This is a genomic window from Ciceribacter azotifigens (genome assembly GCF_048159625.1).
Taxonomy (GTDB): domain Bacteria; phylum Pseudomonadota; class Alphaproteobacteria; order Rhizobiales; family Rhizobiaceae; genus Allorhizobium; species Allorhizobium azotifigens.
In genome coordinates this window covers 42,151-63,156 of sequence record NZ_JBLQTA010000022.1, presented here as the reverse complement: position 1 = coordinate 63,156, position 21,006 = coordinate 42,151, and the positions used below count along the sequence as shown (strand labels likewise).

Annotated in this window: 18 protein-coding genes and 6 pseudogenes; 10 read left to right on the top strand and 14 right to left on the bottom strand. The window is 61.6% G+C overall.

The features are described 5' to 3' along the window. Window positions 1-57: 57 nt before the first annotated feature. Window positions 58-330 (top strand): annotated as a pseudogene (locus ACM6UT_RS21615) (ankyrin repeat domain-containing protein); the annotation flags it as partial. A 99-nt stretch (window positions 331-429) separates the two neighbouring features. On the opposite strand, the gene ACM6UT_RS21610 reads toward ACM6UT_RS21615, so the two are convergent. After that, window positions 430-1,113: an RES family NAD+ phosphorylase gene (locus tag ACM6UT_RS21610; RefSeq protein WP_416799386.1), complete on the bottom strand. Its 684-nt coding sequence runs from the start codon at window positions 1,111-1,113 to the stop codon at window positions 430-432. Beyond that, entirely contained in the window at window positions 1,106-1,786 is a 681-nt protein-coding gene (locus ACM6UT_RS21605) for a hypothetical protein (RefSeq protein WP_416799385.1), read from the bottom strand. Before ACM6UT_RS21605 ends, ACM6UT_RS21610 begins: the two co-directional genes overlap by 8 nt. Before the next feature lie 253 nt (window positions 1,787-2,039). Here ACM6UT_RS21605 and ACM6UT_RS21600 point away from each other — a divergent pair. Then, a pseudogene (locus ACM6UT_RS21600) lies at window positions 2,040-2,957 on the top strand (nucleotidyltransferase and HEPN domain-containing protein). Window positions 2,958-3,072: 115 nt separating this feature from the next. Here ACM6UT_RS21600 and ACM6UT_RS21595 read toward each other — a convergent pair. Then, window positions 3,073-5,133: an ATP-dependent helicase gene (locus tag ACM6UT_RS21595; protein WP_416799384.1), complete on the bottom strand. Its 2,061-nt coding sequence runs from the start codon at window positions 5,131-5,133 to the stop codon at window positions 3,073-3,075. Window positions 5,134-5,514: 381 nt separating this feature from the next. Between ACM6UT_RS21595 and ACM6UT_RS21590 the strand changes: the two genes are divergently transcribed. The 4 genes and pseudogenes from ACM6UT_RS21590 to istB form a co-directional block, all read left to right on the top strand. Next, on the top strand, window positions 5,515-5,799 hold the full coding sequence (locus ACM6UT_RS21590; RefSeq protein ID WP_416799383.1) for a hypothetical protein: 285 nt from the start codon (window positions 5,515-5,517) through the stop codon (window positions 5,797-5,799). Window positions 5,800-6,067: 268 nt separating this feature from the next. Next, window positions 6,068-6,789, top strand: a pseudogene (gene tnpC, locus ACM6UT_RS21585) (IS66 family transposase); the annotation flags it as partial. Between the two features lie 369 nt (window positions 6,790-7,158). Further along, window positions 7,159-8,448: an IS21 family transposase gene (gene istA / locus ACM6UT_RS21580; protein WP_416799382.1), complete on the top strand. Its 1,290-nt coding sequence runs from the start codon at window positions 7,159-7,161 to the stop codon at window positions 8,446-8,448. Next, window positions 8,448-9,161, top strand: a pseudogene (gene istB / locus ACM6UT_RS21575) (IS21-like element ISSme2 family helper ATPase IstB); the annotation flags it as partial. The gene istA and the pseudogene istB, both read left to right, overlap by 1 nt. A gap of 965 nt (window positions 9,162-10,126) precedes the next feature. Here istB and ACM6UT_RS21570 read toward each other — a convergent pair. After that, window positions 10,127-10,297: pseudogene (locus ACM6UT_RS21570) on the bottom strand (transposase domain-containing protein); the annotation flags it as partial. 79 nt (window positions 10,298-10,376) lie between these two features. Between ACM6UT_RS21570 and ACM6UT_RS21565 the strand changes: the two are divergent. Further along, window positions 10,377-10,625 (top strand): annotated as a pseudogene (locus ACM6UT_RS21565) (IS256 family transposase); the annotation flags it as partial. Between the two features lie 172 nt (window positions 10,626-10,797). On the opposite strand, the gene ACM6UT_RS21560 reads toward ACM6UT_RS21565, so the two are convergent. The 5 genes from ACM6UT_RS21560 to ACM6UT_RS21540 form a co-directional block, all read right to left on the bottom strand. Further along, window positions 10,798-10,887: a hypothetical protein gene (locus ACM6UT_RS21560; RefSeq protein WP_416799381.1), complete on the bottom strand. Its 90-nt coding sequence runs from the start codon at window positions 10,885-10,887 to the stop codon at window positions 10,798-10,800. A 190-nt stretch (window positions 10,888-11,077) separates the two neighbouring features. After that, entirely contained in the window at window positions 11,078-11,593 is a 516-nt protein-coding gene (locus ACM6UT_RS21555) for a GNAT family N-acetyltransferase (RefSeq protein ID WP_416799380.1), read from the bottom strand. Continuing rightward, window positions 11,590-11,880: a type II toxin-antitoxin system TacA family antitoxin gene (locus ACM6UT_RS21550; protein WP_416799379.1), complete on the bottom strand. Its 291-nt coding sequence runs from the start codon at window positions 11,878-11,880 to the stop codon at window positions 11,590-11,592. The genes ACM6UT_RS21555 and ACM6UT_RS21550 overlap by 4 nt, the downstream gene beginning before the upstream one ends. Window positions 11,881-12,222: 342 nt before the next feature. Beyond that, entirely contained in the window at window positions 12,223-12,405 is a 183-nt protein-coding gene (locus ACM6UT_RS21545; protein ID WP_416799378.1) for a helix-turn-helix transcriptional regulator, read from the bottom strand. A gap of 128 nt (window positions 12,406-12,533) precedes the next feature. Continuing rightward, window positions 12,534-12,746 (bottom strand): helix-turn-helix domain-containing protein, encoded by a 213-nt coding sequence (locus ACM6UT_RS21540; protein ID WP_416799377.1) that lies wholly within the window; start codon window positions 12,744-12,746, stop codon window positions 12,534-12,536. A gap of 161 nt (window positions 12,747-12,907) precedes the next feature. On the opposite strand from ACM6UT_RS21540, the gene ACM6UT_RS21535 reads away from it, so the two are divergent. From ACM6UT_RS21535 to ACM6UT_RS21525, 3 genes are all read left to right on the top strand, one after another. Then, entirely contained in the window at window positions 12,908-13,561 is a 654-nt protein-coding gene (locus ACM6UT_RS21535) for a hypothetical protein (RefSeq protein ID WP_416799376.1), read from the top strand. Between the two features lie 28 nt (window positions 13,562-13,589). Next, window positions 13,590-14,543, top strand: coding sequence for a HEPN domain-containing protein (locus ACM6UT_RS21530; RefSeq protein WP_416799375.1), 954 nt, complete (start codon window positions 13,590-13,592; stop codon window positions 14,541-14,543). A gap of 69 nt (window positions 14,544-14,612) precedes the next feature. Beyond that, window positions 14,613-14,753, top strand: coding sequence for a hypothetical protein (locus ACM6UT_RS21525; RefSeq protein WP_416799374.1), 141 nt, complete (start codon window positions 14,613-14,615; stop codon window positions 14,751-14,753). A 98-nt stretch (window positions 14,754-14,851) separates the two neighbouring features. On the opposite strand, the gene ACM6UT_RS21520 is transcribed toward ACM6UT_RS21525, so the two are convergent. The 5 genes from ACM6UT_RS21520 to ACM6UT_RS21500 form a co-directional block, all read right to left on the bottom strand. Beyond that, window positions 14,852-16,444: an ABC transporter ATP-binding protein gene (locus ACM6UT_RS21520; RefSeq protein ID WP_416799373.1), complete on the bottom strand. Its 1,593-nt coding sequence runs from the start codon at window positions 16,442-16,444 to the stop codon at window positions 14,852-14,854. 2 nt (window positions 16,445-16,446) lie between these two features. Continuing rightward, window positions 16,447-17,595 carry an ABC transporter permease gene (locus tag ACM6UT_RS21515; protein ID WP_416799372.1) on the bottom strand — a complete coding sequence of 383 codons (1,149 nt, stop codon included), beginning with the start codon at window positions 17,593-17,595 and terminating at the stop codon, window positions 16,447-16,449. Beyond that, on the bottom strand, window positions 17,588-18,511 hold the full coding sequence (locus ACM6UT_RS21510; RefSeq protein WP_416799371.1) for an ABC transporter permease subunit: 924 nt from the start codon (window positions 18,509-18,511) through the stop codon (window positions 17,588-17,590). Before ACM6UT_RS21510 ends, ACM6UT_RS21515 begins: the two co-directional genes overlap by 8 nt. A 118-nt stretch (window positions 18,512-18,629) precedes the next feature. Next, the gene (locus tag ACM6UT_RS21505; protein ID WP_416799370.1) at window positions 18,630-20,228 is read right to left on the bottom strand and encodes a peptide ABC transporter substrate-binding protein; all 1,599 of its coding nucleotides are present in this window, start codon (window positions 20,226-20,228) and stop codon (window positions 18,630-18,632) included. A gap of 493 nt (window positions 20,229-20,721) precedes the next feature. Next, window positions 20,722-20,859, bottom strand: a complete 138-nt coding sequence (locus tag ACM6UT_RS21500) for a DUF1127 domain-containing protein (protein ID WP_416799369.1) — start codon at window positions 20,857-20,859, stop codon at window positions 20,722-20,724. Between the last annotated feature and the right edge of the window lie 147 nt (window positions 20,860-21,006).

Here is a 21,006-nt window from a genome sequence, read left to right as displayed (position 1 = left end):
TCCAGATTGTCGCGCTGATCTCATCCAGATTGTCGCTCTACAGCGAACGCATCTACGACCTCCGGCTACACGCCTCTGATGCTGGCCGCATCCGAAGGCAATGCATCCGTCGCCCGGAAGCTGATCCAGTGGGGCGCTCACGTGAATCAGCAGGACAAGACCGGGCGAACTGCGCTCATGTACGCGTCGGAGACCGGTCACGACGCCGTCGTGCGCCTGTTGCTAGAGAACGGCGCCGAAGCGACCGTCGGCAACTTTGCGGATATGACTGCCTCTGATCCGGCAGGAAAACCTGAGAATGACGGTTTGGAACGTGAGGTAGTCAAATGAGTGCCCCAGGGCGTCAGGGTGCTCGCTGTCGGCTCTTGGAGTGAACAACTGGGCCTTCGAACGGGAGGCCGCCGTGTTGCGCTGGCAAGGCAGCAGGATCTATACAACGCAAACGCCAATGCGATCCGCCAGGATCAGCAGACTGGTAAAAAGATCAACATTTTCGAGGATGCTTCGCGTCGCGGTGGCAAGGAGGAGGTCATCCGCGGGAATCCGATCACCAAACAGAACAAGCGCCCGGGCGCGGTCGTCCTGCCGTGAGACCCAGCACAAGCCGTCGACGGTCGGGCACTGCTGGTGGATTGCTTCTGCCCACTTTCGCGTCCCGGGATACCGATCCTTTTCGGTGTCGATGAGATCACCGCGGCGCAATCCAAGTGACCTCAGGGCCGTCGAACTTAGGTCGGCCAGTACAAGATCTCGCCGTGGTATCACCGTCGAATAGGCTTGTCCGGCCAGCCTTGTTTGATCGAACGTCTTCAGTCCCGGTGCAAATGGCACGTCGTGAAACACCGTTTCCATTGCGGCGCAGTCGAAGGTCGTTCCACCATAAAGCGTCGGGATACTGGCGCCGGCCCGATCTCGAATTGGGCTGAACCTGGCGTTTCCCTTGACCCCGGGATTGAAGGCAGTTCCGCAATAAATACTGAGGTGAATACGGTGAATGACCCGCCCCAAGGGCCAGATCATCGAACGGATCTGTGTGTCGAGATCCTCCCGCGGGGCAGGCACAAATGCGTCGGCAACAAGCGGAAAGTCCGTTCGTGCTTTCCGCTCAGCCATGGAGGACCCCCGCCACCTCGTCTTCGGCGGCGGAAATGACGCGGTCGGGCTCGCTGATGAGGAGATCCTGCGGCCTGTTTCCTCCGAGGAAACCGTTGACCGAGGCAAACCAATAGGCGATGCCCCAGTCATCCTTCGCTCCCTGGAAGGTACTGAGTACCTTTGCCAACGCCTTCACCGGTCGGAAGTCGGTCGAGGGGTCCAGAGCGTAGCCCGGGAAGTAGTCGATACCCCGATGTCGCACCGCAAAGATCTGGCGCTCCTTCTTCCATTTGTTCGGTTGGGCACTAGGATTGCTGGTACTGAACCCGGCCATCTTTGCCACGTCGGCAGCCGTCAGCCAGTCGCCGCTCTCCAGAACGGCCTTGCGCGCGTCCGCCACCATACGGGCCTCGAGAAGCTTGTGATGTGGCGGAGGAACCTCCGGCACCAAGGCTTCCACGATCGAATTCAGCGTCTCATCCTGGCGGCGCTTGAGAATGGCGCTGACCAGCGGAGCAAGACCAGCCACCGTCTCGGCAAGGGCCTTGGCGGCCGACGCGCTGCCATGCTCGATCGTCAGCGCGACAACCTGCTCGACTTTCAGCCCATTCAGTCCACTGCGAACTTGCTCTGGTGTTCCGGAGAGCGTTCCAACGCCGGCAAACTCCCCGGCAATATTGATAGCGGCCATGTGGTTGGCTCCGTCTGATTATTGTGGCTATCAATATAGTACAATAATCGAAATCATCAACAGCATCATCATCCACCGTCTTCCCGCGGTTGCGCGCAAGGGGTGGAATTCTGAGTGCGGGTGCCCTTCGGACAAACTCGAAGATTGTACGAGAACTTTGCTGCACCATTACGTTGAAATGTTCCGCACTATGGGCACTCTACGGATTCGGCGCTATGCATGGTGAATGACCTCAAGGACCGCTCCGCATCCGATGAAGACCAGCCTCGATCATCTCCCGCATCGAAGCAGCGCGAGCTCGCGCGCATCGTCGAGGTGCTGCACGAGGACTTCGAGGACACGCTCAAGGAGGGGACGGCCGACTTCAAGAAGCGCGGCCGCGTCCTGAAGATCATTCTCTTCGGATCCTACGCCCGCGGAACCCGGCTCGACGAACCGCACACGAAGAAGGGCTATAAGTCCGACTACGATCTGCTGATCATCGTCAACAACAAGAAGCTTACGGATTTCGCCGCCTACTGGCACAAGGCGCAGGACCGGCTAATGCATCTGCCGGAGATCCAGACGCCCGTCAGCCTGATCATCCATTCGAGACGCGAGGTGAACACGGCCTCTACGAAGGGCAGTATTTCTTCGTCGACATCCGTCGTATGGCATCACGCTCTACGAGCTTGACGACGAACCACTCGCCGAGCCGAGACAGCGGACGCCAGCCGACGCCCTGAGGATTGCCAACGACTATTTTGAGGAGCGTCTCCCGCATGCAAAGGCGTTCGTCGAAAGCACTCAGTTCTTTATCAGCCGCAAGAGATGCAAAGAGGCTGCTTTCCTGCTTCATCAGTCAATCGAGCAGGCCTATTCAGCACTGCTGCTCGTTCTGACCAGCTACAGTCCCGCCTCCCACAATCTGAAGCACCTGCGCGGCCTCTGCCAGGGCCGTGATCAGCGGCTCGCCGACGTCTGGCAGGCCGATCAGCACCAATACGTCGCCTGGTTCAATATTCTGAACGAGGCCTACGTCAAATCCCGCTACTCGAAGCACTACGACATCAGCGAGGAAGCGCTCATCTGGCTCCTCGAACGCGCCCAAAAGTTGATCTCGGAGATCGAGGCAATCTGCGTCGAACATCTGGAGAAGCTCGGGCATTCGGTGACCGCTAGAGCGAACTGAAGCGCGGGTACGACCGATACCAACCATTGTTTGCTGCTCTGCGGGCCTGCGGCGGAACCGGAGATCGCGGCGCAAAGCCTTTATATCAGGCGTAACCTCAGCGCCCCGCTACCCCCTACTTCCACATCGCCCGCATGCGCGCGCCGACGTCGACGTGGACCTGTCGCGTGCTGCGTTCTCCGGCCGCGGTCGGGACGATCGGCCAGCTCTTCGCCTCGAAGAGGCCGAGCATCGGTGCGGGGATGAAGCGGGTACGCGAGGCATAGACATGGCGGTCGCCCTGCGCGTTCTGGCCATAGGTGAAGAAGCGCTGCGGCGTGACGAGGGTCAGGCTGTCGCGGGCGCGCGTCATGCCGACATAAAGGAGCCGGCGCTCCTCCTCGATCTCGGCGGTGGTGCCGACCCCGAGGTCGGAGGGAATACAGCCGTCGACGACGTTCAGCATGAAGATCGAGCGCCATTCCTGCCCCTTGGCCGAATGGATGGTCGAGAGGATTAGGTAGTCTTCGTCGAGCAGCGGAACGCCCGCCTGATCGCTGGTGGCGTCCGGCGGATCGAGGGTGAGCTCGGTGAGGAAACGCTCGCGGTTGGCATAGCCGGCGGCGATCTGCTCGAGCTGCAGCAGGTCGGCCTTGCGGGTTTCGGCGTCCTCGTGGATCCGGTCGAGATGCGGCTCGTACCAGGCACGCGCCGCGCTGATCTCGTTCGGCCAGCCAGGCCCGGTCTTGCGCAGCCCGAGCAGCAGGTCGAGGAAGGTCGGCCAGTCCGCGCCCGATTTCGGCGGGGCAGGGATTTCGGCAAGCGCCACGAGCGGCTCGGGATCGGCCGCAATCGTATCGAGGATGCGGCCGGCCGTTTGCGGGCCGATCCCCGGCAGGAGTAGCAGCAGGCGGAAGCCCGCGACCCGGTCGCGCGGGTTCTGGGCGAAGCGCAAGACCGCCAGCATGTCCTTCACATGGGCGCTGTCGAGGAATTTGAGGCCGCCGAACTTGACGAAGGGGATGTTCGAGCGGGTGAGCTCGACTTCGAGCGAACTGCTGTGGTTCGACGAGCGGAAGAGCACCGCCTGCTGTTTCAGCCCGATGCCGCGCTCGCGGTTTTCGAGCACCTGCTCGACGATGTATCGGGCCTGGTCGGCCTCGTCGCGGACGGTCACCAGCACCGGGCGCTCCTCGGCCTCGCGGTCGCTCCAGAGGTTCTTGGTGAAGCGTTCGCGCGCCTCGCCGATCACCGCGTTCGCCGCTGCGAGGATCGGCTGCGTCGAGCGATAGTTGCGGTCGAGCGTGACGACATGGGCCGGCGGCGAGAAGGCGTCCGGGAAATCGAGGATGTTGCGCACCGTCGCCGCGCGGAACGAATAGATCGACTGGGCGTCGTCGCCGACGACCGTCAGCCCGTGTCCTCCCGGTTTCAGCGCCAGCAGGATCGCCGCCTGCAGCCGGTTGGTGTCCTGGTATTCGTCGACGAGCACGTGGTCGAAGCGGCCGGCGATCTCGTCGGCAAGCTCCGGCTCACTCACCATCTGTGCCCAGTAGAGCAGGAGGTCGTCGTAATCGAGCACGTTCTGGGCCTGCTTGGCCTCCACATAGGCGGAAAAGAGCTGTTTCAGCTCCTCCTCCCAGCCGGCGACCCAGGGGTAATGCGCTTTCAACACCTCGCCGATCGAGGTTTCCGAATTCACCACGCGGGAATAGATCGAAAGGCAGGTGCCCTTGGTCGGGAAGCGGCTCTCGGTCTTCGAGAGGCCGAGCTCGTGGCGCACGAGATTGATGAGGTCGGCGCTGTCCTCACGGTCGTGGATTGTGAAATCGTCGGCAAGGCCGATCTGGTCGGCGTGGATGCGCAGAAGCCGCGCCCCGATGCCGTGGAAGGTGCCGGCCCAGGCGAGCGCGTCGGTCATGATGGCGGCCTTGTCGCCCAGGACCTGACGGCAGATGCGCTCGACGCGGCGGGCCATTTCCGATGCGGCGCGGCGGGAGAAGGTCATCAGGAGGATGCGGCGCGGATCGGCGCCATTGACGATCAGGTGGGCGACGCGGTGCGCGAGCGTGTTGGTCTTTCCCGAGCCGGCGCCGGCGATGATCAGGAGCGGTCCGGGCAATCCGGGCGCGCCGATACCATGCTCGACTGCGGCACGCTGCCGGTCGTTCAGTTTCTCCAGATAGGCAAGGCTCATCAGAAACTCTGTCTCCTCATGCGCGAAGACGTGCCACCACACGTCGCCGGCGTGGCGGAGAGAGCAACACCGCAGGCGCGCCGGTGTCTTGCCGGTGCGTCCGTGTTTTCCGTGAGTTGACCTTGCCGCCGCATTTCCTCGTCATCGTTCGCGTGCGCTGAGGCAAGCCCCCGCGCTCGTGGAACGAATTAGGAACATAACCCGATAAGGATCGGATGGGAAGGGCGTCGGTGTGAATGAAGATTACGCAGCATCGACCAGTGTTGGTGCGGAGATCGGACGGTCCCAGGGAGCGGCCAAAGGCACGAGGCAGCGGATTTCTTGTTTCCCCGGCTCTGTGACGTTATATAGATAGTCGAAAGAGCTATGCAGTCCGGAAATATGTCGGCTGTTGCAGTAAAGGTTCTGGCCACTGTCAACGCCCCTTACGGGACGGCGCTGTCGGCTGAGCAACTGGCGTCGAAGATTTCTGATCCCGCCAGCGTCGATCTTTTCGATCCATCGGTATTCTGCTTCTTTTCGGAAGTTGACGAGGGCCTCCAGTACTCGTTCCTGGACGAGATGTGCGTCGTTCCAAGGATTGCCTCCGAATTGGCGCGGAAGTTCTCCGCTGGCGCGGGCGGCGTAGGTGCCCACGCGCACGAGCAGATGGGACGACCTGTTTGACCAGGCCGCACGCGTTATCGACCTTGCAAACTCCAGGTTCACCGTAACCGGTGTTCTGCCCCCACATTGTCCGCAGCCGCGTGATCTGTGATCCCCTTTCCATGGATGACCAAGGGAGTTTCTCCATGGAAACTACACTGGAGGTTCTCACGACGCGGCGGAGCCGCCGTGAGACGCATCGATGCGGTGGAGTTCGCAGCAGTGGTTGCCGATCCACCTACTGCGGAGCCACCGACGGTCAAGGCAGTCTCACGTGCCGAGATTGTCGTGGAATGGCGGCGCTCCCCCGGGCGTCGCGTTCAGCTATGCTCCTGGTCGCGGAGGCATTCGTGCCGAACGGATATTGCAGGGCTTTTCCGGCATCCCGCAGGTGGATGGCTATGCAGGGATACAACAGACTGATCGCACCTGACCGTGTCGACCCGGACATTCGGCTTGCCCATTGCTGGGTGCATGCTCGTCGCAAGCTGGTGGAGATTACTCACCACGGAACCGCACCTACTGCCGAGGAGGGCGTGAAGCGGATCGGTGATCTGTATCGGATCGAGGCCGAATTGCGTGGCTTTGATGCGGATGCTCGTCTCGCTAGGCGTCAGGAGCGATCAGGGCCCTTGGTCGCCGACATGCAGAGCTGGCTCGTCCATCACCGCCCCGTGTCGCGACGAAGTCCCCTCTCGGCGAGGCCTTGGCCTACATCGCCAAATACTGGGATGGCCTGAAGCTCTTCCTGACCGACGCCGCGTCGAGATCGACAACAACAGCGTCGAGCGAACAATCCGGCCGATAGCGCTCAATCGCAAGAACGCACTCTTTACTGGTCATGACGCGGGAGCCGAGAACTGGGCGATGATCGCCTCGCTCATTGAGACCTGCAAGCTCAACAATGTTGATCCGCAGGCCTATTTGACCAGCACGCTCGCAGCCATCGTCAAAGGACACAAACAGAGCCGGATTAAGAAACTCCTACCGTGGGATTATCCGGCGGCGTAACGCGAGCGCATGCCCGTGGTGGGCCCAATACAGGCATGCGGTCCACTTTGGTGTTATTGCCTCAGTGCTTCGAGTGGCTATGTTAAGGCATTTAGCCATAACGATCCATGGAAAATCTAAGATGAAAACGGTCGAGTATGCCGGCGTTGGAAAGCTTATGTGCCCCAATTGCGCGGTGGAAATACCAGCATGGAGATCATCTGGGATGAGCCAGATGTGCCCGCATTTTTATTGTTCTGATTGTAGCAATGCAATTCTTCGTGAGAAAGACCAAGCCCTCAGCTGGAACGGCGTGTCGGGCGAAATGAAAAACTGACCCCCTAACGAAGCGAAGAACAGACCCCTCGTGTGCAAACGAGGAGTGATTAGATGACGATCGAGATTTCCGCGCATGCTGCATTGTCACGAACAATGCAGGATGGGGATATGCTTCAGGCTGATGAGGTGGTGGCAATGTTGCGGCTGCATGAGCTTGGTTGGGGCACCAAACGCTTATCGAAGGAATTCGGATGCGCCCGGAATACGGTCCGCCGGTATGTTCGGGACGGCGGATCAGCACCGTTCAAACAGCCTGCCCGGCGCACTGCATTCGATGGTCTGGACGGCTGGCTTCGCGAACGTTTCTTCCGCCACGAGGGCAACGCCGATGTCATCCGGCAGGAGCTGGCCAGCGAACATGGGATCGTGATCGGGCTTCGTTCTGTCGAGTTGCGGGTGAAGCAGTGGCGGCGGGAATTGAAGGCGCAGCAGCGTGCGACGGTCCGCTTTGAGACGGCGCCGGGCCATCAGATGCAGATCGACTTTGGCGATACGAAGGTTTGGATCGGCGGCGAGCGTATTCGGATTCACCTGTTCGTTGGAACGCTGGGTTACTCGCGCCGCCTGCATACGCGCGCCTCGCTCAGGGAACGCCAGGCAGACTGGTTCGAGGGGATGGAAGGCGCTTTCCTGCGGTTTGGCGGGGTTCCGGCGGAAGTACTGATCGACAATGCTAAGGCGCTCGTCGAGCATCATGATGCGGTGACGCGGGAGGTGAGATTCAACGCGCGCCTCCATGCCTTCGCCCGGTACTGGGGCTTCACGCCTCGGGCCTGCGCGCCATATCGGGCACGTACGAAAGGCAAGGACGAGCGTGGGGTCGGCTACGTCAAGAAGAACGCGATCGCCGGCCGCCGCTTTGAAAGCTGGGCTGAGTTCGAAGCGCACCTGGATCGATGGACGCGGGAGGTTGCCGACCGGCGCAAGCACGGCACGACAGGTGTCGCGCCGGCGGAACGCTTTGCCGACGAAGCCAGGGCGCTCCGCCCCTTGTCCGGTCGGGCTCCGTTTGGACAATTGCGGGATCTGGTTCGAAAGGTTCAGTCGGATTGCGCGATCGACCTCGACACGAACAGCTACTCGGTGCCCTGGCGCCTGATCGGCGAGAGCGTGCAGGTCGTAGTGCTGGCGGGCCGTGTCATCATCCGGCATGCTGGCCAAGTGGTGGCCGATCATGCCGTGTGCGGGGGACGGCGACAACGGATCGTGGACCGGGCGCATTTTGTCGGTGTGACTGGCGCCGAGGGGCTGGCGCGAGCTGCCGCACCCGTCGAACTTCCGATTCCCGCCCTTTTGCGTCCGCTCGCGGAATACGAAGCGGTTGTTGGGGGAGGATGGTAATGGCGAACATTGACCACGATGTGCTGATCGCGACCCTCGATCGGCTGAAGCTGACGGCGATCCGCGACCAGCTCGACACGCTGCTGGACGAGGCGGCCCGTTCGAAGATGACTCTACGGGAGGCTTTGGCCTTCCTGGTGTCGCGCGAGATAGCCCGTCGCGACGAGCGGCGCATCTCGATGTCGAGTAAGCTGGCGCAGTTCCCCTTCGTGCGTGAACTGGACGGCTTCGACTTCGAGGCGCAGCCGTCGCTGGACCCAGGGCAGATCAGGGAGCTGGCGACGTGTCGTTGGATCGCGCACGGCGACACGGTCCTGTTCCTCGGCCCGCCCGGAACGGGAAAGACCCATCTGGCCGTGAGCCTTGGCCGCGAGGCGATCCGTCAGAATTACAACGTGCAGTTCGTCACGGCGGCGACGCTGGTGGCGATGCTGGCCAAGGCCCACAGCGACGGCACGCTCGACAAGCAGTTGACGATCCTGTCGCGGCCGAAACTGCTGATCATCGACGAACTGGGCTATCTTCCCTTCGAGGCCAACGCCGCTCACCTCTTCTTCCAATTGGTGTCCCGGCGCTACGAAAAGGGCTCGATCTTGATCACCTCCAACCGCTCGGTGGGAGAATGGGGCAGCGTCTTCGGGGACTCCGTCGTCGCCACGGCGATCCTCGATCGCCTGCTTCACCATTCGACAGTGATCACCATTCGNTCGGATTTGCTCCCGGCACAAATCTGCCGCCGCACTCGCAATCGGGAAGTGACGATGCAATGTTGTGCAAGACCTCCAGACTTGCGCCGTGTCAAGCGAACCGAGGAATTGACCCCCTTGCCGAATTGAAGAACTGACCCCTTCATTGGTTTGCGTTTTCGTTTGTTTCGAGCGCCGGTCCGGCCTTCTGCAGAAGGCCGGACCGGCGCTCGAAACAAACGAAAACGCAAACCAATGAAGGGGTCAGTTCTTCAATTCGGCAAGGGGGTCAATTCCTCGGTTCGCTTGACACGGCGCAAGTCTGGAGGTCTTGCACAACATTGCATCGTCACTTCCCGATTGCGAGTGCGGCGGCAGATTTGTGCCGGGAGCAAATCCGAAGTGTCCGACCTGTCACTACGAGTTTCGGCATCAGTCATCAGAGCTTGAGCGGCTGAGCGATCCGCATATCATTCTGATCGACGGCGCCGTGATGTACGGAGATGATGGACCGAAATATAAGGTCCTGATCACTCCCTAGTGAGGGGAGGAACTCTAGTCGTCAAATCGTTTGGTAGGCCAAAAACCGTAAGCGATGTGCTGCTCTCACGTTGTCGGCAGATTTGGATTCGACGACCGGGAAACTATCAGCAAATTGCAGTTATCGCCGTCTCGGTCTAACGTTAACCCATGTCTCTCGCCCAAAAGCTCGTTTTACATTCGCCGGTATCGGACGAAGCTGTCCTGGAGGCCTTCGTGGAAAGATGTCTTGCCGATGGCGTTTCGCTGTTAGCGATATTCGGGCCTGGCTCCGACGTTATCGAGGAGAAAATAGATTGGCTAGTGACTGGGGATGGCTCACGGCCTGATCGGATTCTTTGCACCACATCGCACCTTGATGAGCCATTGGATGAAGTGCTTGCCATGGTGAACACCTGGGAAGCCGATAAGGGCGGCGCGGTCGACCAGATTCGTCTCTAATCCAGCTCGGGCTAGCTGCTGCCTTTGTGCACGTGGAATGCCGCCGCATAATTACACGGCAATCGACCCTCAATCTGCTTCTGCTTATGGCCGTTGACGATGGCAGTGAGCGTAGCGGTCAGATAGACCCGCGGATCGACACCGTCGAGTTTGCAGGTCTCAATGAGCGAGGCGACCATCGCCCTTGGTCGCCACCATGATCCTAACGCGGTTCGACGGAAAGATCATGTCGCCGCCGCCAGGGCGAGAGAGCGATACGCCATGAAGACAGATAGCAGAGTTGTTTCCTTTCCGCATCCCGACACGCTCGATGATCCTCTGACATCGGTACTGCGCGAAGGCGCGCGCCGGCTTCTGGCTCAGGCCGTGGAGGCGGACGCCGAGGCATTTCTTGCCGCGATGGCCGATGAGCGCCTTGCCGACGGGCGGGCCCGTGTGGTGCGCCACGGGCATGGGCCAGAGAGAACGATCCAGACGGGGATCGGTCCGGTTGCGGTGAGCCGCGTCAAGTCCGATTCGGCAGAGCGTTTGTTGAGTTCGGCGATATGCTCGCGGCGGCGCTCGGCATGTTCATCTCTCCGGTCGAGGACGGCGGCAAGGATCGTTTCCAGCCGCTCAGGTCGTAGCAGCTGCTTCTCAAGGTGGTCGGCAACCAGGTCGTCCAGCTTTTCCATCGGCACGGTCATACCCTCGCAGGCAGTCGGTCCCAGACGCGCTTTGGTCGAGCAGGCATGTAGCGATAGCATCCGCCCTTGCCGGTGCGTGTGGTCATGGCCCCACCGCACTTGGCGCAATAGATGAGCCCCGTCAGCATGGTCGGGCCACTGACGACACGCGCGGGCATGACTTTCGGGTTGCGGGAATGGAGACATCATGCTCGGCCTGCCGCGCGGTCGAGACGCGAAGATAAAGCGCGGCGCGCTACCTCACCCGAGGCTGAGATTAGCCGTCGTTGGAAGTTGTCATGGGGTTTCTCCCGACAAAAGGCGCTGTGCCGTCGCAACAGGCAGATACAGCGTATGTGGCCGATCAGTCAGCGGCGCGAATCCGAAGGCCGCGTAGAAGGCGGCGGCCTTCGCGTCGATGGCATCGGCGAATATGGCGTGAGCGCCTATCGGAGCTTCGGCGACCGTCCTGATGGCGTCGAACAGCAGCGCCTCGCCGAGTCCGAGCCCGGCATAGGACTCGTCTCGTCCAAGCCAGCCGATCATCACGGCCGGGACGGTCGGATAGCGCGGCAATCGGCTTGCCAGCGGCTCGGGGACAGCAATCAACGGGACGTTGCTCGATGAGAGCGTGTAGAAGCCCGCGACCCGGTCAGCCTCAAGGTCTCGGGCGAGGAAACAGGTCGCATATCGGCGCTTGATGTCCTGCGTGACGGCCTCGCGGAAATAGCGGTCTATCCGCTCGTTGCCGCACGAAAACGTCTTGCGCTGGTGGGCCTTGGTCAGCGCCTCTATCGCGAACCTTGCACTCACCGGGGCGCGATCAGGTCGGCATGACGCTTCGCTGCGCGGGCCAGACGAGCGTTGGGCGCGGGCGGATCAATCAGTGCCTTTGCAAAGCGCACCTGATCCTCCGTCGCCAGACGCAGCACGTCGGCTTCCTCGACTGTGCGGCGGGCATCCTCGCCCGCCGTGGCGATGAGATAGCCGGTCAGCGTCATGCCGCGCAGCTTGGCCGCTCGCTGCATCTGCTCATAGACATGGACGGGAACGCGCGCCTCAAGGCGGGCGGTTTCGATTTCACTTGCGGGTCTGGGCATGACTGATCTCCTTGACAAGATTATATACGGCATATTGCCGGATGCATCAAGGATCGGATGAGCCGAAGAGTTCATCGAACAGATCGCCGAACCATCGTTCGAAGACCTCGATCTGGGCCTCAGCGACGGGAACGGAATCGGGCCAGTCGTCTGTGACGATCCATGTGCTGGGGTCGTGTTTCGGCGGCCTGCCGGGAAAGGGCCAAGGATACCTCAGAGCTCCTCAAGCTGCTCCGAAGCCGTGGGAGGTCTTATAGTGCAACGAGAGGCGGATACCGTCTTCTGTTTGTCGCTGTCTCCGCGATCAATCGTCATTGGAGATTAGACCTCATTGCGAGGCCGTCATGCGACGGGATCTGCGATCCAGCGATCGATGTCCGATTCCCGCCATCCCGCACCGTTGACGCTGATCCTGATTTGGGCGGGAAACGTGCCGTCCGCGATCTTGCGGTAGATTGTCGAGCGGGAGAGGCCCGTGCGGGAAAGCACGGTGTTCAGGCGGATGATGCGGTCTGGCACAGGCATGGCGGCGCCGCCTCTTGCTGGATATCTCTGACTGCCCATGATCCAGTCAGGACAGGAAATTATCCTTTTGCGATCGGCACTTAGCCGTCATCGTACTGCCGTGTACAAAGGGCGGAAAAAGCTAGGCCCTAGCGGGTAATCTTCTTTGCCAGTCGCACGCCCGCACCGCCACCGTTCTCCGGGATGAACTCGATGCCGGCGGCCTCAAACGCTAATTGGATGGCCTTTAGCGTGGAAGCGTGCGCCGATTTGCCCGCTTCAACACGTGTGATGGTCGCTGCTGTCACGTGAGCTTCGCGGGCCAAGTCTCGGACACCCCACTTTAGTGCCGCTCGTGCCATTCGGATTTGCTCTTCTGTTATCAAAATTATTACCTTGACATAATTTGTAGAGCCGCCAAATTATGCCTGTGATATAATTTGGCTCATGCAAGCGGCTAAGCGGAGTGCGGGAACACTCCACTCAGCCTGACCACAACCCAAGCTGATTGGAGCTCGGATCAATGGCTGATTCGGACGATACCACGACTTTGCCTTTCGTCACCCGCAGGAAGATGCTGGCGGGCACCGCAATCGCAATGGGAGCGTGGGGCTCCAGCGCCTTCGCCGGCGGTTCGATAGCGGAAGAATCATCCGCCGACCCGGTCCTGGCACTCTGGCGCGAATGGCAGGATGCCCACCGTCTCACAGAACGGCTTTGCCGCCGGCAGCAAGGCCTCGAACGGCAACTCGCGGAAACCATCGGCTTTCCCTTTGCGATCATCCAACTGTCCGACGGCGAACCTGTGGCGGCCTATTCCCGCGAGACGATCCATGATGTGCTCCGTCTCGCGCCCGAGGAGGCAGCAGCCTGCGCGAAGGCCGAGGCGGAGTTCGCGGCTCGTAAGTCGCAATGGGACAGCGCCGACCGGGAAATCGGCTACTCGGCCACCGTGCGGGCCGAGCGGGACGCCGGTGATCGGGCGTCGGACCTGCTCGACGCCATGGCCGCTACACCCGCATCATCGCTGGCCGGTGTAGCGGCCAAGCTCAACGCCGTGCTGCGCGAAGGCAAAGTGTTGGAAGACGGTTCCGAGTTTCCCTGGCCGCAGATCCGCTCGGCGCTTGATGACCTCGCGCGCATAGGGAGGCATGGGGCCGACCGCGCTACGCTATGAGCAGCCCGGTCGGGGGACTGTGGTGGAGGTGACCTTAACCGAACGCCTCGGCCATCTTCCCCGGAACAAGCGTCGCGAACTGGAACGGGTCGCTCGAATCCTCTTCGAAGAGTTCGAGGACGCGCAAAGGGGCAAGCTGTCGGTCAAGAGGAAGGGCGGTCGTATCCTAAAGCTTGTTCTCTTCGGTTCCCATGCGCGGGGTGATCGGGGCGAGGATCGCAAGAGCGATGATCGTTCCAGCTTTGACCTGCTCGTCGTCGTCAGCACGAAGACCTTTGCCGATCCGCGTTACTGGTATCGAGCCACGGAGCGCATACAACGGGAATTGACGGTCACCCGGCATCTGGCAACGCCGGTCAACTTCATCGTTCATTCGATCATGGACCTCAACGACCAGCTCGCCCATGGCCGGCCCTTCTTCGTCGACATCGCCCGCGACGGCATCATGCTCTACGAGGCGCCGGGTTTTCCGCTCGTCACGCCGAAGCCACTGGACCCGGAAGCCGTCAAAGCCGAAGCGCGCCGGCAATTCGAGCACTGGTTCCCGATTGCCGCGCGTCGCTTCGCACTGGCGAAAGAGGCCATGGCACGCGGCTACGACAACGAAGCGGCATTCGATCTGCATCAGACCGTTGAACGGCTCTATCACGTAGTCTTGCAGGTCCTGACGCGCCATAGCCCGAAATCCCACAGGCTGGCCTGCCTCCGAACGCATGCGGAGAGGGCAGCACCCACGCTGACCGCCGTCTGGCCAAGAGAGAGCCGTTTTGCCCGCCGGTACTTCGCCCGCCTCGACCGGGCCTATGTCGATGCCCGCTATTCGCGCGACTACGAAATCACCGGCGAGGAACTGGCCTGGCTGGTCGAGCGTGTGACGCTGTTGCAGGAAACCGCCGCCGCGATCTGCGCTGCGCACCTCGATGATCTCGAAGGAGCAGGAACATCGCAGACTGGACTGCGCCATGCCGTTCAGGACACCTGAGCGTCAATCGGCGTCATGTATCGGCGACCGATCCCCCGTATGGACCCGTAGTTCGCGGAGATCGTGATGATGAGCCTTCGCTATCGTGAGCGCTTCTCCGACGTTCCGAAGCAGGCGCAGGCGATGACGATCGAACTCCTGGAGACCGTCTGCGCGATTTCGGACGATGTTTCCGATCCAGGCAACAACAGCCCGCGTGCAAAGGGCTGACGAACCTCCCTCCGTGGAGGTCAGGGAGCCCTCCATTGTCATCGATCTGCCAACGCCGGCGCTGTAGCCGCCGGCGTCAGCGATAGTTCATGCACCTCTCAGAAGGCCGCGGCCATCAGTTCCTTCGTGTAGGCCTGCTGCGGCGCGTCGAAGATCGCCGCGGTTTCGCCTTCCTCGACGATCACGCCATTCTTCATCACGACGATATAGTCGGAGAGTGCCCGCACGACCGCGAGGTCGTGGCTGATGAAGAGATAGGAAAGACCGTGCTTCCGTTGCAAATCGCGCAAAAGCTCGATGATCTGCTTTTGCACCGAGCGGTCGAGCGCGGATGTCGGTTCGTCCAGCACCAGCACCTTCGGTTTCAGCACCATGGCGCGCGCGATGGCGATGCGCTGGCGCTGGCCGCCCGAGAACTCGTGCGGATAGCGGTTGCGCGAGGCCGGGTCGAGGCCGACATCCCTGAACGCCTCGACGGCGATCCGGTCGCGCTCGGCACGGCTGATCTGCGGCTCGTGGACGAGCAGGCCTTCCGTCACGATCTGGCCGGCGGTCATGCGCGGCGACAGCGAACCGAACGGGTCCTGGAAGACCAGCTGCATCTGCCGGCGCAGCGCGCGCATCTGCTGCGGGCTCGCCTTCGAGATGTCCTGGCCGTCGAAGATGATCCGGCCGTCGCTGTCGAAGAGGCGGAGAAGCGCCCGCCCGAGGGTGGACTTGCCCGAGCCGGATTCGCCGACAATACCGATGGTCTGCCCCTTGCGGAGCGTGATGTTGACGTCGCGGACCGCTTTCACTTCCAGCTTTCTTCGCCCGAGGAAGCCGCCGCCGGCGGTGAAGGTGACGGCGACGTTCCGACCCTCGAGCAGCCTCGGTGAGTCGGTCGGAACCGGGTCCTTGTGGCCCGTCGGCTCGGCGGCGAGCAGCATCTTCGTATAGTCGTGCTGCGGGTTCGAGAAGATCGCCTCGACCGGACCCTGCTCGACCACTTCGCCGAGCTTCATCACCGCGACGCGGTCGGCGAACCGCCGCACGACGTTGAGATCGTGCGAGATGAAGATGATCGAGAGACCGATCCGCGCCTTCAGCTCGCGCATCAGATCCAGGATCTGCGCCTGGATGGTGACGTCGAGCGCCGTCGTCGGTTCGTCGGCGATCAGAAGCTCCGGATCGTTGGCGAGCGCCATGGCGATCATCACACGCTGGCGCTGGCCGCCGGAAAGCTCGTAGGGGTACGAGTCGATGCGACGTTCCGGGTCGGGGATCTTGACGAGCTTCAGCAGCTCGATCGCCTTCGCCCGCGCCTCCTTCGCCGAGAGGCCCTTGTGATGGATCATCGGTTCGGCGAGCTGGTAGCCGATCTTGTAGAGCGGATCGAGCGACGTCATCGGCTCCTGGAAGATCATCGTCACCCGCTCGCCGCGGATGTGGTTCAACCCTTTCAGCGGCAGGCCGAGGATTTCGGCGCCGTCGAGCTTCGCCGAACCGGAGGCGGAGCCGTTGGCGGCGAGCAGGCCCATCATCGCCATCATGGTCTGGCTCTTGCCGGAGCCAGACTCGCCGACGATCGCCAGCGTCTCGCCGCGTTTGACGTCGAGACTGATGGCCTTGACCGCCTCGACTTTGCCGAGCGGCGTGTCGAACCAGACCCGCATGTCGCGTATTTGCAGCAGCATATCCGTTTTGGTCATCGTCAGCGGTCCTTGGGATCGAGCGCGTCGCGCAGGCCGTCGCCGACGAAATTGAGCGCGAACAGCGTGCTTACGAAGAAGATCGCGGGGAAGATCAGCAGCCATGATGCGGACTGCATGCTGGCCGTGCCTTCGGCGATCAGCGTGCCCCACGAGGTCATCGGCTCCTGCACCCCGAGCCCGAGGAAGGAGAGGAAGCTCTCGAGCAGGATCACCTTGGGCACGAGCACCGTGACGAAGACGACGACGGGGCCGATCGTGTTCGGGATGACGTGACGGCGGATGATCTGCCAGTTGGAAAGCCCCATGGCACGCGCGGCCTCGACGAATTCGCGCCGCTTGAGCGACAGGGTCTGGCCGCGCACGATGCGGGCCATATCCAGCCATTCGATGGCGCCGATCGCCGCGAAGATCAGCACGAAATGGCGCCCGAAGAACACCACAAGCATGATGACGAAGAACATGAACGGCAGCGAGTAGAGAATCTCGACGAACCGCATCATGACGTTGTCGACGCGCCCGCCGATGAAGCCCGACGTCGCGCCGTAGGTGACGCCGATGACCAGCGACACGAAGGTCGCAAGCAGGCCGACGACGATCGAGACCTGTCCGCCGAGCATGACGCGGGGCAGGAGGTCGCGACCGTTGCGGTCGGTCCCGAAGGGGAAATATTGCCCGTTGACCCTGCCCGTAACGACGAGGGTCTTGCCGTCGTCCCGCGTTTCTTGGAGCGCCGCGCCGTCGAATTCGTCCGGGCGGTCGAGATAGCGCAGGACGCGCTCGTCGATCGCCTTGTCGGACGAGATCGTGGCGGTATAGGTGGAGCCCGACACGTCGAAGGCGTTCAGGCTCACCCGCGCCCGCTCGACCGCCTTCGTCATGACCTGTTCAAGCGTCGCCTCCTGCGGGTACGGCGAGAGCGACGGCGGCACGGCAACGTAGCTCGTGAACACCGCGTCGTAGCGATGCGGCCAGAAGATCGGCCCGCCGAAGCTGAAGACGACGATCAGCAGAAGATAGCCGAGCGAGAGCATGGCGGCGGTGTTCCGGCGGAAGCGGATGCGGGCCAGCTTCCAGAGGCTGAGCCCCTCTCGCGCCTCCGTCTCGAAGGGAGCTGCCGCGGATCCGGTTTGGATGTGTGGTTCACTCATAGCGGACCCTCGGATCTAGCAGCGCATAGAGAATGTCGACGATCAGGTTGAAGACCACGATGAAGACGGAGATGAGAACGACCGTTCCCATGACCAGCGTGTAGTCGCGGTTGAGGGCGCCGAGGACGAAATAGCGCCCGACGCCGGGCAGCGAGAACACCGTTTCCACGACGACGGAACCGGTGAGGACGGCGGCGGCCGTCGGCCCGAAATACGAGATGACCGGCATCAGGGCGCCGCGCAGCGCATGCACGACGATGATGCTGCGTGCGGGAAGGCCGTAGGCACGCACGGTGCGAACGTGGTCGGCCCGCAGCATCTCGATCATCGACCCGCGGGTGAGACGGGCGAAGATGCCGAGCTGCGGCAGGGCGAGCGCAATCACCGGCAGAACGAGATTGTTGAACCCGCCGTCTCCCCAGCCGCCTGCCGGCGCAAGACGCAGGATGACGGCGAAGACCAGCGAGAGAATGGGGGCGACGACGAAGCTCGGCACGGTGATGCCGATATTGGCGAAGCTCATGACGAGATGATCGAAGGCCGAATTCTGCCGCACGGCGGCGTAGCTTCCGAGGATGATGCCGCCCGTGACGCCGACGGCGAGTGCCCAGGAGCCGAGGATCAGCGAGTAAGGCAGGCTCTTGGCGATCAACTCACCGACGGTGAAATCCCGGTAGACGAAGCTCGGTCCGAGGTCGCCGTGCAGGAGGTTGCCGAGATAATGGAGGTATTGCACCGGCAATGGCTGATCCAGCAGGAACGCCTTGTTGAGATTGGCGAGGACCTGCGGCTCGAGCGGTCGCTCCAGGTTGAATGGGCCGCCGGGCGCCAGCCGCATCATGAAGAAGGAAAGGGTGATCACGATAAAGATCGTGGGTATCGACGACAGCAGTCGTCGCAGGATGAATGACAGCATAGCTCTCTCCTGAAAACCGGAAACAGCAGGACAAGCCGGAGGGTTCCTCCAGCCTACGCGCAAAAACGCGAAGAGGCGGAAACCGGTCGTCCCGGATTCCGCCTGTCCTGCATGTGCTTTATTCGATGGAGAGGAACTTGGTCAGGTGCTCGTTGACGGCATTCATCTCGAAGCCCTTCACCTTGCGGGAGACGAGCCAGGTCGAGGCGTGGACCATCAACGGCGCGTTTGCCTGTTCGTCCATGGCGATCTGCTCGGCGTCATGGAGGATCTGCATGCGCTTGGCCGGGTCGCGTTCCGTGTAGGAGGCCTTCATCAGTTCGTCATACTTCGCATTCGACCAGTGGCTGTAATTGAAGCTCGTATTGCTCGACACCATCAGATTGAGGAAGTTCTCCGGGTCGGCGTAGTCGGCCGTCCAGCCGGCACGTGCGACATCGAAGGCGCCGGCTTCCTGCAGGTAGGCATAGTGCGACTTCACGTCGAGGTTCTGCAGCGTGACCTCCGCACCGACGGCCTTCCACATGTCGGCGACCGCGGTCGCGACCTTCTTGTGGTTTTCGTTGGTGTTGTAGCGAATGTCGATCTTCAGCGGCTTGCCGCCCTCGCCGTAACCCGCTTCCTTCAGCAGTTCCTTGGCCTTGTCTTCACGGTCGAGCTGATCCAGAGTGGCCCACTCGGGCGCGGCCGGGGTATAGCCTTCCATGCCCGGCGGAACGAAGGAATAGCCCGCGAGCTGGGCGCCGGCATAGATCTTCTCCGCGAGGAAGTCGCGATCGACGGCCATCGACAGCGCCTGCCTGACCTTCACGTCGCTGAAGGGCTCGTGACGGGTGTCGAAGACGTAGTAATAGGTGCCGAGGTCGGTGCTTGCCAGAACCTGGTCCTTGCCGAGCTTTTCTTCGAGGAACGATTTCTGGTCCGTCTGGAAGTTATAGACGACATCCAACTCGCCGGCCTCGAACATGCGCTCGGTCGCCGACTGGTCCTCGGACGGATTGTAGATCACCTTGTCGATCTTGACGTTGGCCGCATCCCAATACTTGTCGTTCTTGACGGCGGTGATGTGGTCGTTCGGAACGTTTTCCGTGAGGCAATAGGCGCCGTTGCAGACCATGTTGCCGGCCTTCGTCCATTCCGCACTAAATTTCTGAACGACGGCCGGGTTGACCGGCAACGCCGAGTAGTGCGAGGCGAGTTGCAGGAAGTAAGGCGTCGGGCGTTCCAGGGTGACTTCCAGGGTCTTTGCGTCGACGGCCTTCACGCCGAGCGTATCGACGGCGGCCTTGCCGGTGTTGATGGCTTCGGCATTCTTCACCGGGTAGAGGATGTTGGCGTATTCGGCGGCTTCCTTCGGATCTTCCATGCGGCGCCAGGCGAAGACGAAATCATCGGCGGTCACCGGATCGCCGTTCGACCAGTTGGCATCTTCGCGGAGCTTGAACGTGTAGACGGTGCCATCGTCCGAAATCGTCCAGCTCTCGGCAGCCCCCGGAATGACCTCACCCTTCGGGTTGTAGATGGTCAGGCCCTCGAACAAGTCGCGGACGATGAAGCCTTCGATGTCGATGGAAATATGCGCCTGGTCGAGGGTTTGCGGTTCGCCGCCATTGCCGCGTCGGATGACCGTTTCGGCGGAAGCGAGGCTGGCGGTCATGGCAAGCAGCGTGCTGGAAAGCAGAACCGCCTTGAGGGTACGCCTGATTGAAGCATTCATTGTTATTTCCCCTATTGTTTCGTCAGTTGATCAGCCCTGAGGAGCCGTCTTCCCCAGGGGTTTTGACGTTCGTAAATGCTTGAATAAGCTGGCTTCCTTTTGGGGAAGACAGCTAATACTTGCACGTGCGCCGACGCTACGACTTGAATTCTGACAAAGCAAGAGGGGTTCGCGGAAGAGTTTTTGGCCCGGTTCGCGCTGTCCACAATTGCCGACGGTGCCGGTTTCGACGGGTCGTCGCGGCTGCCGATGAGTGGAAAGGCGACGGGCGGAAGCCTGTGAGGCCGAATGCCGCAGGGACAAGGGGGCGAACGGGCGCCGGGTCGGGATGGCAAAAGGGGACGGGCGGGGGAGGCCCAAGCCGTTTCGGCGACACTTCAAAAAAATATCCCGGCCGCTGGCTCTCAGGGCCATGGCCGGGTTTTCGTCGTATGCCGGGGATGGGGGCATGCAGCCGGCAATTTTGGTCAGCCCGTCGCCGGGCCTCTTCGCCTCAGCGGCCGAAGACGACCTGGCGGATCTGCGACCGCGAGACGCCGATGTCCTTCAGGGACGCATCATCGAGACGGGAGAGTTCGCGATAGGCCTTGCGGAGGCGGAAGTATTCGGTGATTGCACTGCCGATTTTCATAGCATTTGTCCTTCGATCTGACGCCCTCTATTTAGGCATTCGCCGAAAAAACAGGAGATCAAATTTTGCATGGGTGGCCTGCATCGGCCGCAAATCTGCGGCCTGAATTCCGCCGTCACCGCAAAATCCGGCCGTGATTGGGACTGC

Coding starts and splice junctions, on each gene's coding strand:
- ACM6UT_RS21540 (WP_416799377.1), bottom strand. CDS start 12,746: ATGGCACGAGCGGCACTAAAGTGGGGTGTCCGAGACTTGGCCCGCGAA.
- ACM6UT_RS21590 (WP_416799383.1), top strand. CDS start 5,515: ATGTCGGCTGTTGCAGTAAAGGTTCTGGCCACTGTCAACGCCCCTTAC.
- ACM6UT_RS21510 (WP_416799371.1), bottom strand. CDS start 18,511: ATGCTGTCATTCATCCTGCGACGACTGCTGTCGTCGATACCCACGATC.
- ACM6UT_RS21535 (WP_416799376.1), top strand. CDS start 12,908: ATGGCTGATTCGGACGATACCACGACTTTGCCTTTCGTCACCCGCAGG.
- ACM6UT_RS21505 (WP_416799370.1), bottom strand. CDS start 20,228: ATGAATGCTTCAATCAGGCGTACCCTCAAGGCGGTTCTGCTTTCCAGC.
- ACM6UT_RS21515 (WP_416799372.1), bottom strand. CDS start 17,595: ATGAGTGAACCACACATCCAAACCGGATCCGCGGCAGCTCCCTTCGAG.
- ACM6UT_RS21520 (WP_416799373.1), bottom strand. CDS start 16,444: ATGACCAAAACGGATATGCTGCTGCAAATACGCGACATGCGGGTCTGG.
- ACM6UT_RS21595 (WP_416799384.1), bottom strand. CDS start 5,133: ATGAGCCTTGCCTATCTGGAGAAACTGAACGACCGGCAGCGTGCCGCA.
- ACM6UT_RS21525 (WP_416799374.1), top strand. CDS start 14,613: ATGAGCCTTCGCTATCGTGAGCGCTTCTCCGACGTTCCGAAGCAGGCG.
- ACM6UT_RS21545 (WP_416799378.1), bottom strand. CDS start 12,405: ATGCCTGTGCCAGACCGCATCATCCGCCTGAACACCGTGCTTTCCCGC.
- ACM6UT_RS21610 (WP_416799386.1), bottom strand. CDS start 1,113: ATGGCTGAGCGGAAAGCACGAACGGACTTTCCGCTTGTTGCCGACGCA.
- ACM6UT_RS21500 (WP_416799369.1), bottom strand. CDS start 20,859: ATGAAAATCGGCAGTGCAATCACCGAATACTTCCGCCTCCGCAAGGCC.
- ACM6UT_RS21605 (WP_416799385.1), bottom strand. CDS start 1,786: ATGGCCGCTATCAATATTGCCGGGGAGTTTGCCGGCGTTGGAACGCTC.
- ACM6UT_RS21550 (WP_416799379.1), bottom strand. CDS start 11,880: ATGCCCAGACCCGCAAGTGAAATCGAAACCGCCCGCCTTGAGGCGCGC.
- ACM6UT_RS21560 (WP_416799381.1), bottom strand. CDS start 10,887: ATGACCACACGCACCGGCAAGGGCGGATGCTATCGCTACATGCCTGCT.
- istA (WP_416799382.1), top strand. CDS start 7,159: ATGACGATCGAGATTTCCGCGCATGCTGCATTGTCACGAACAATGCAG.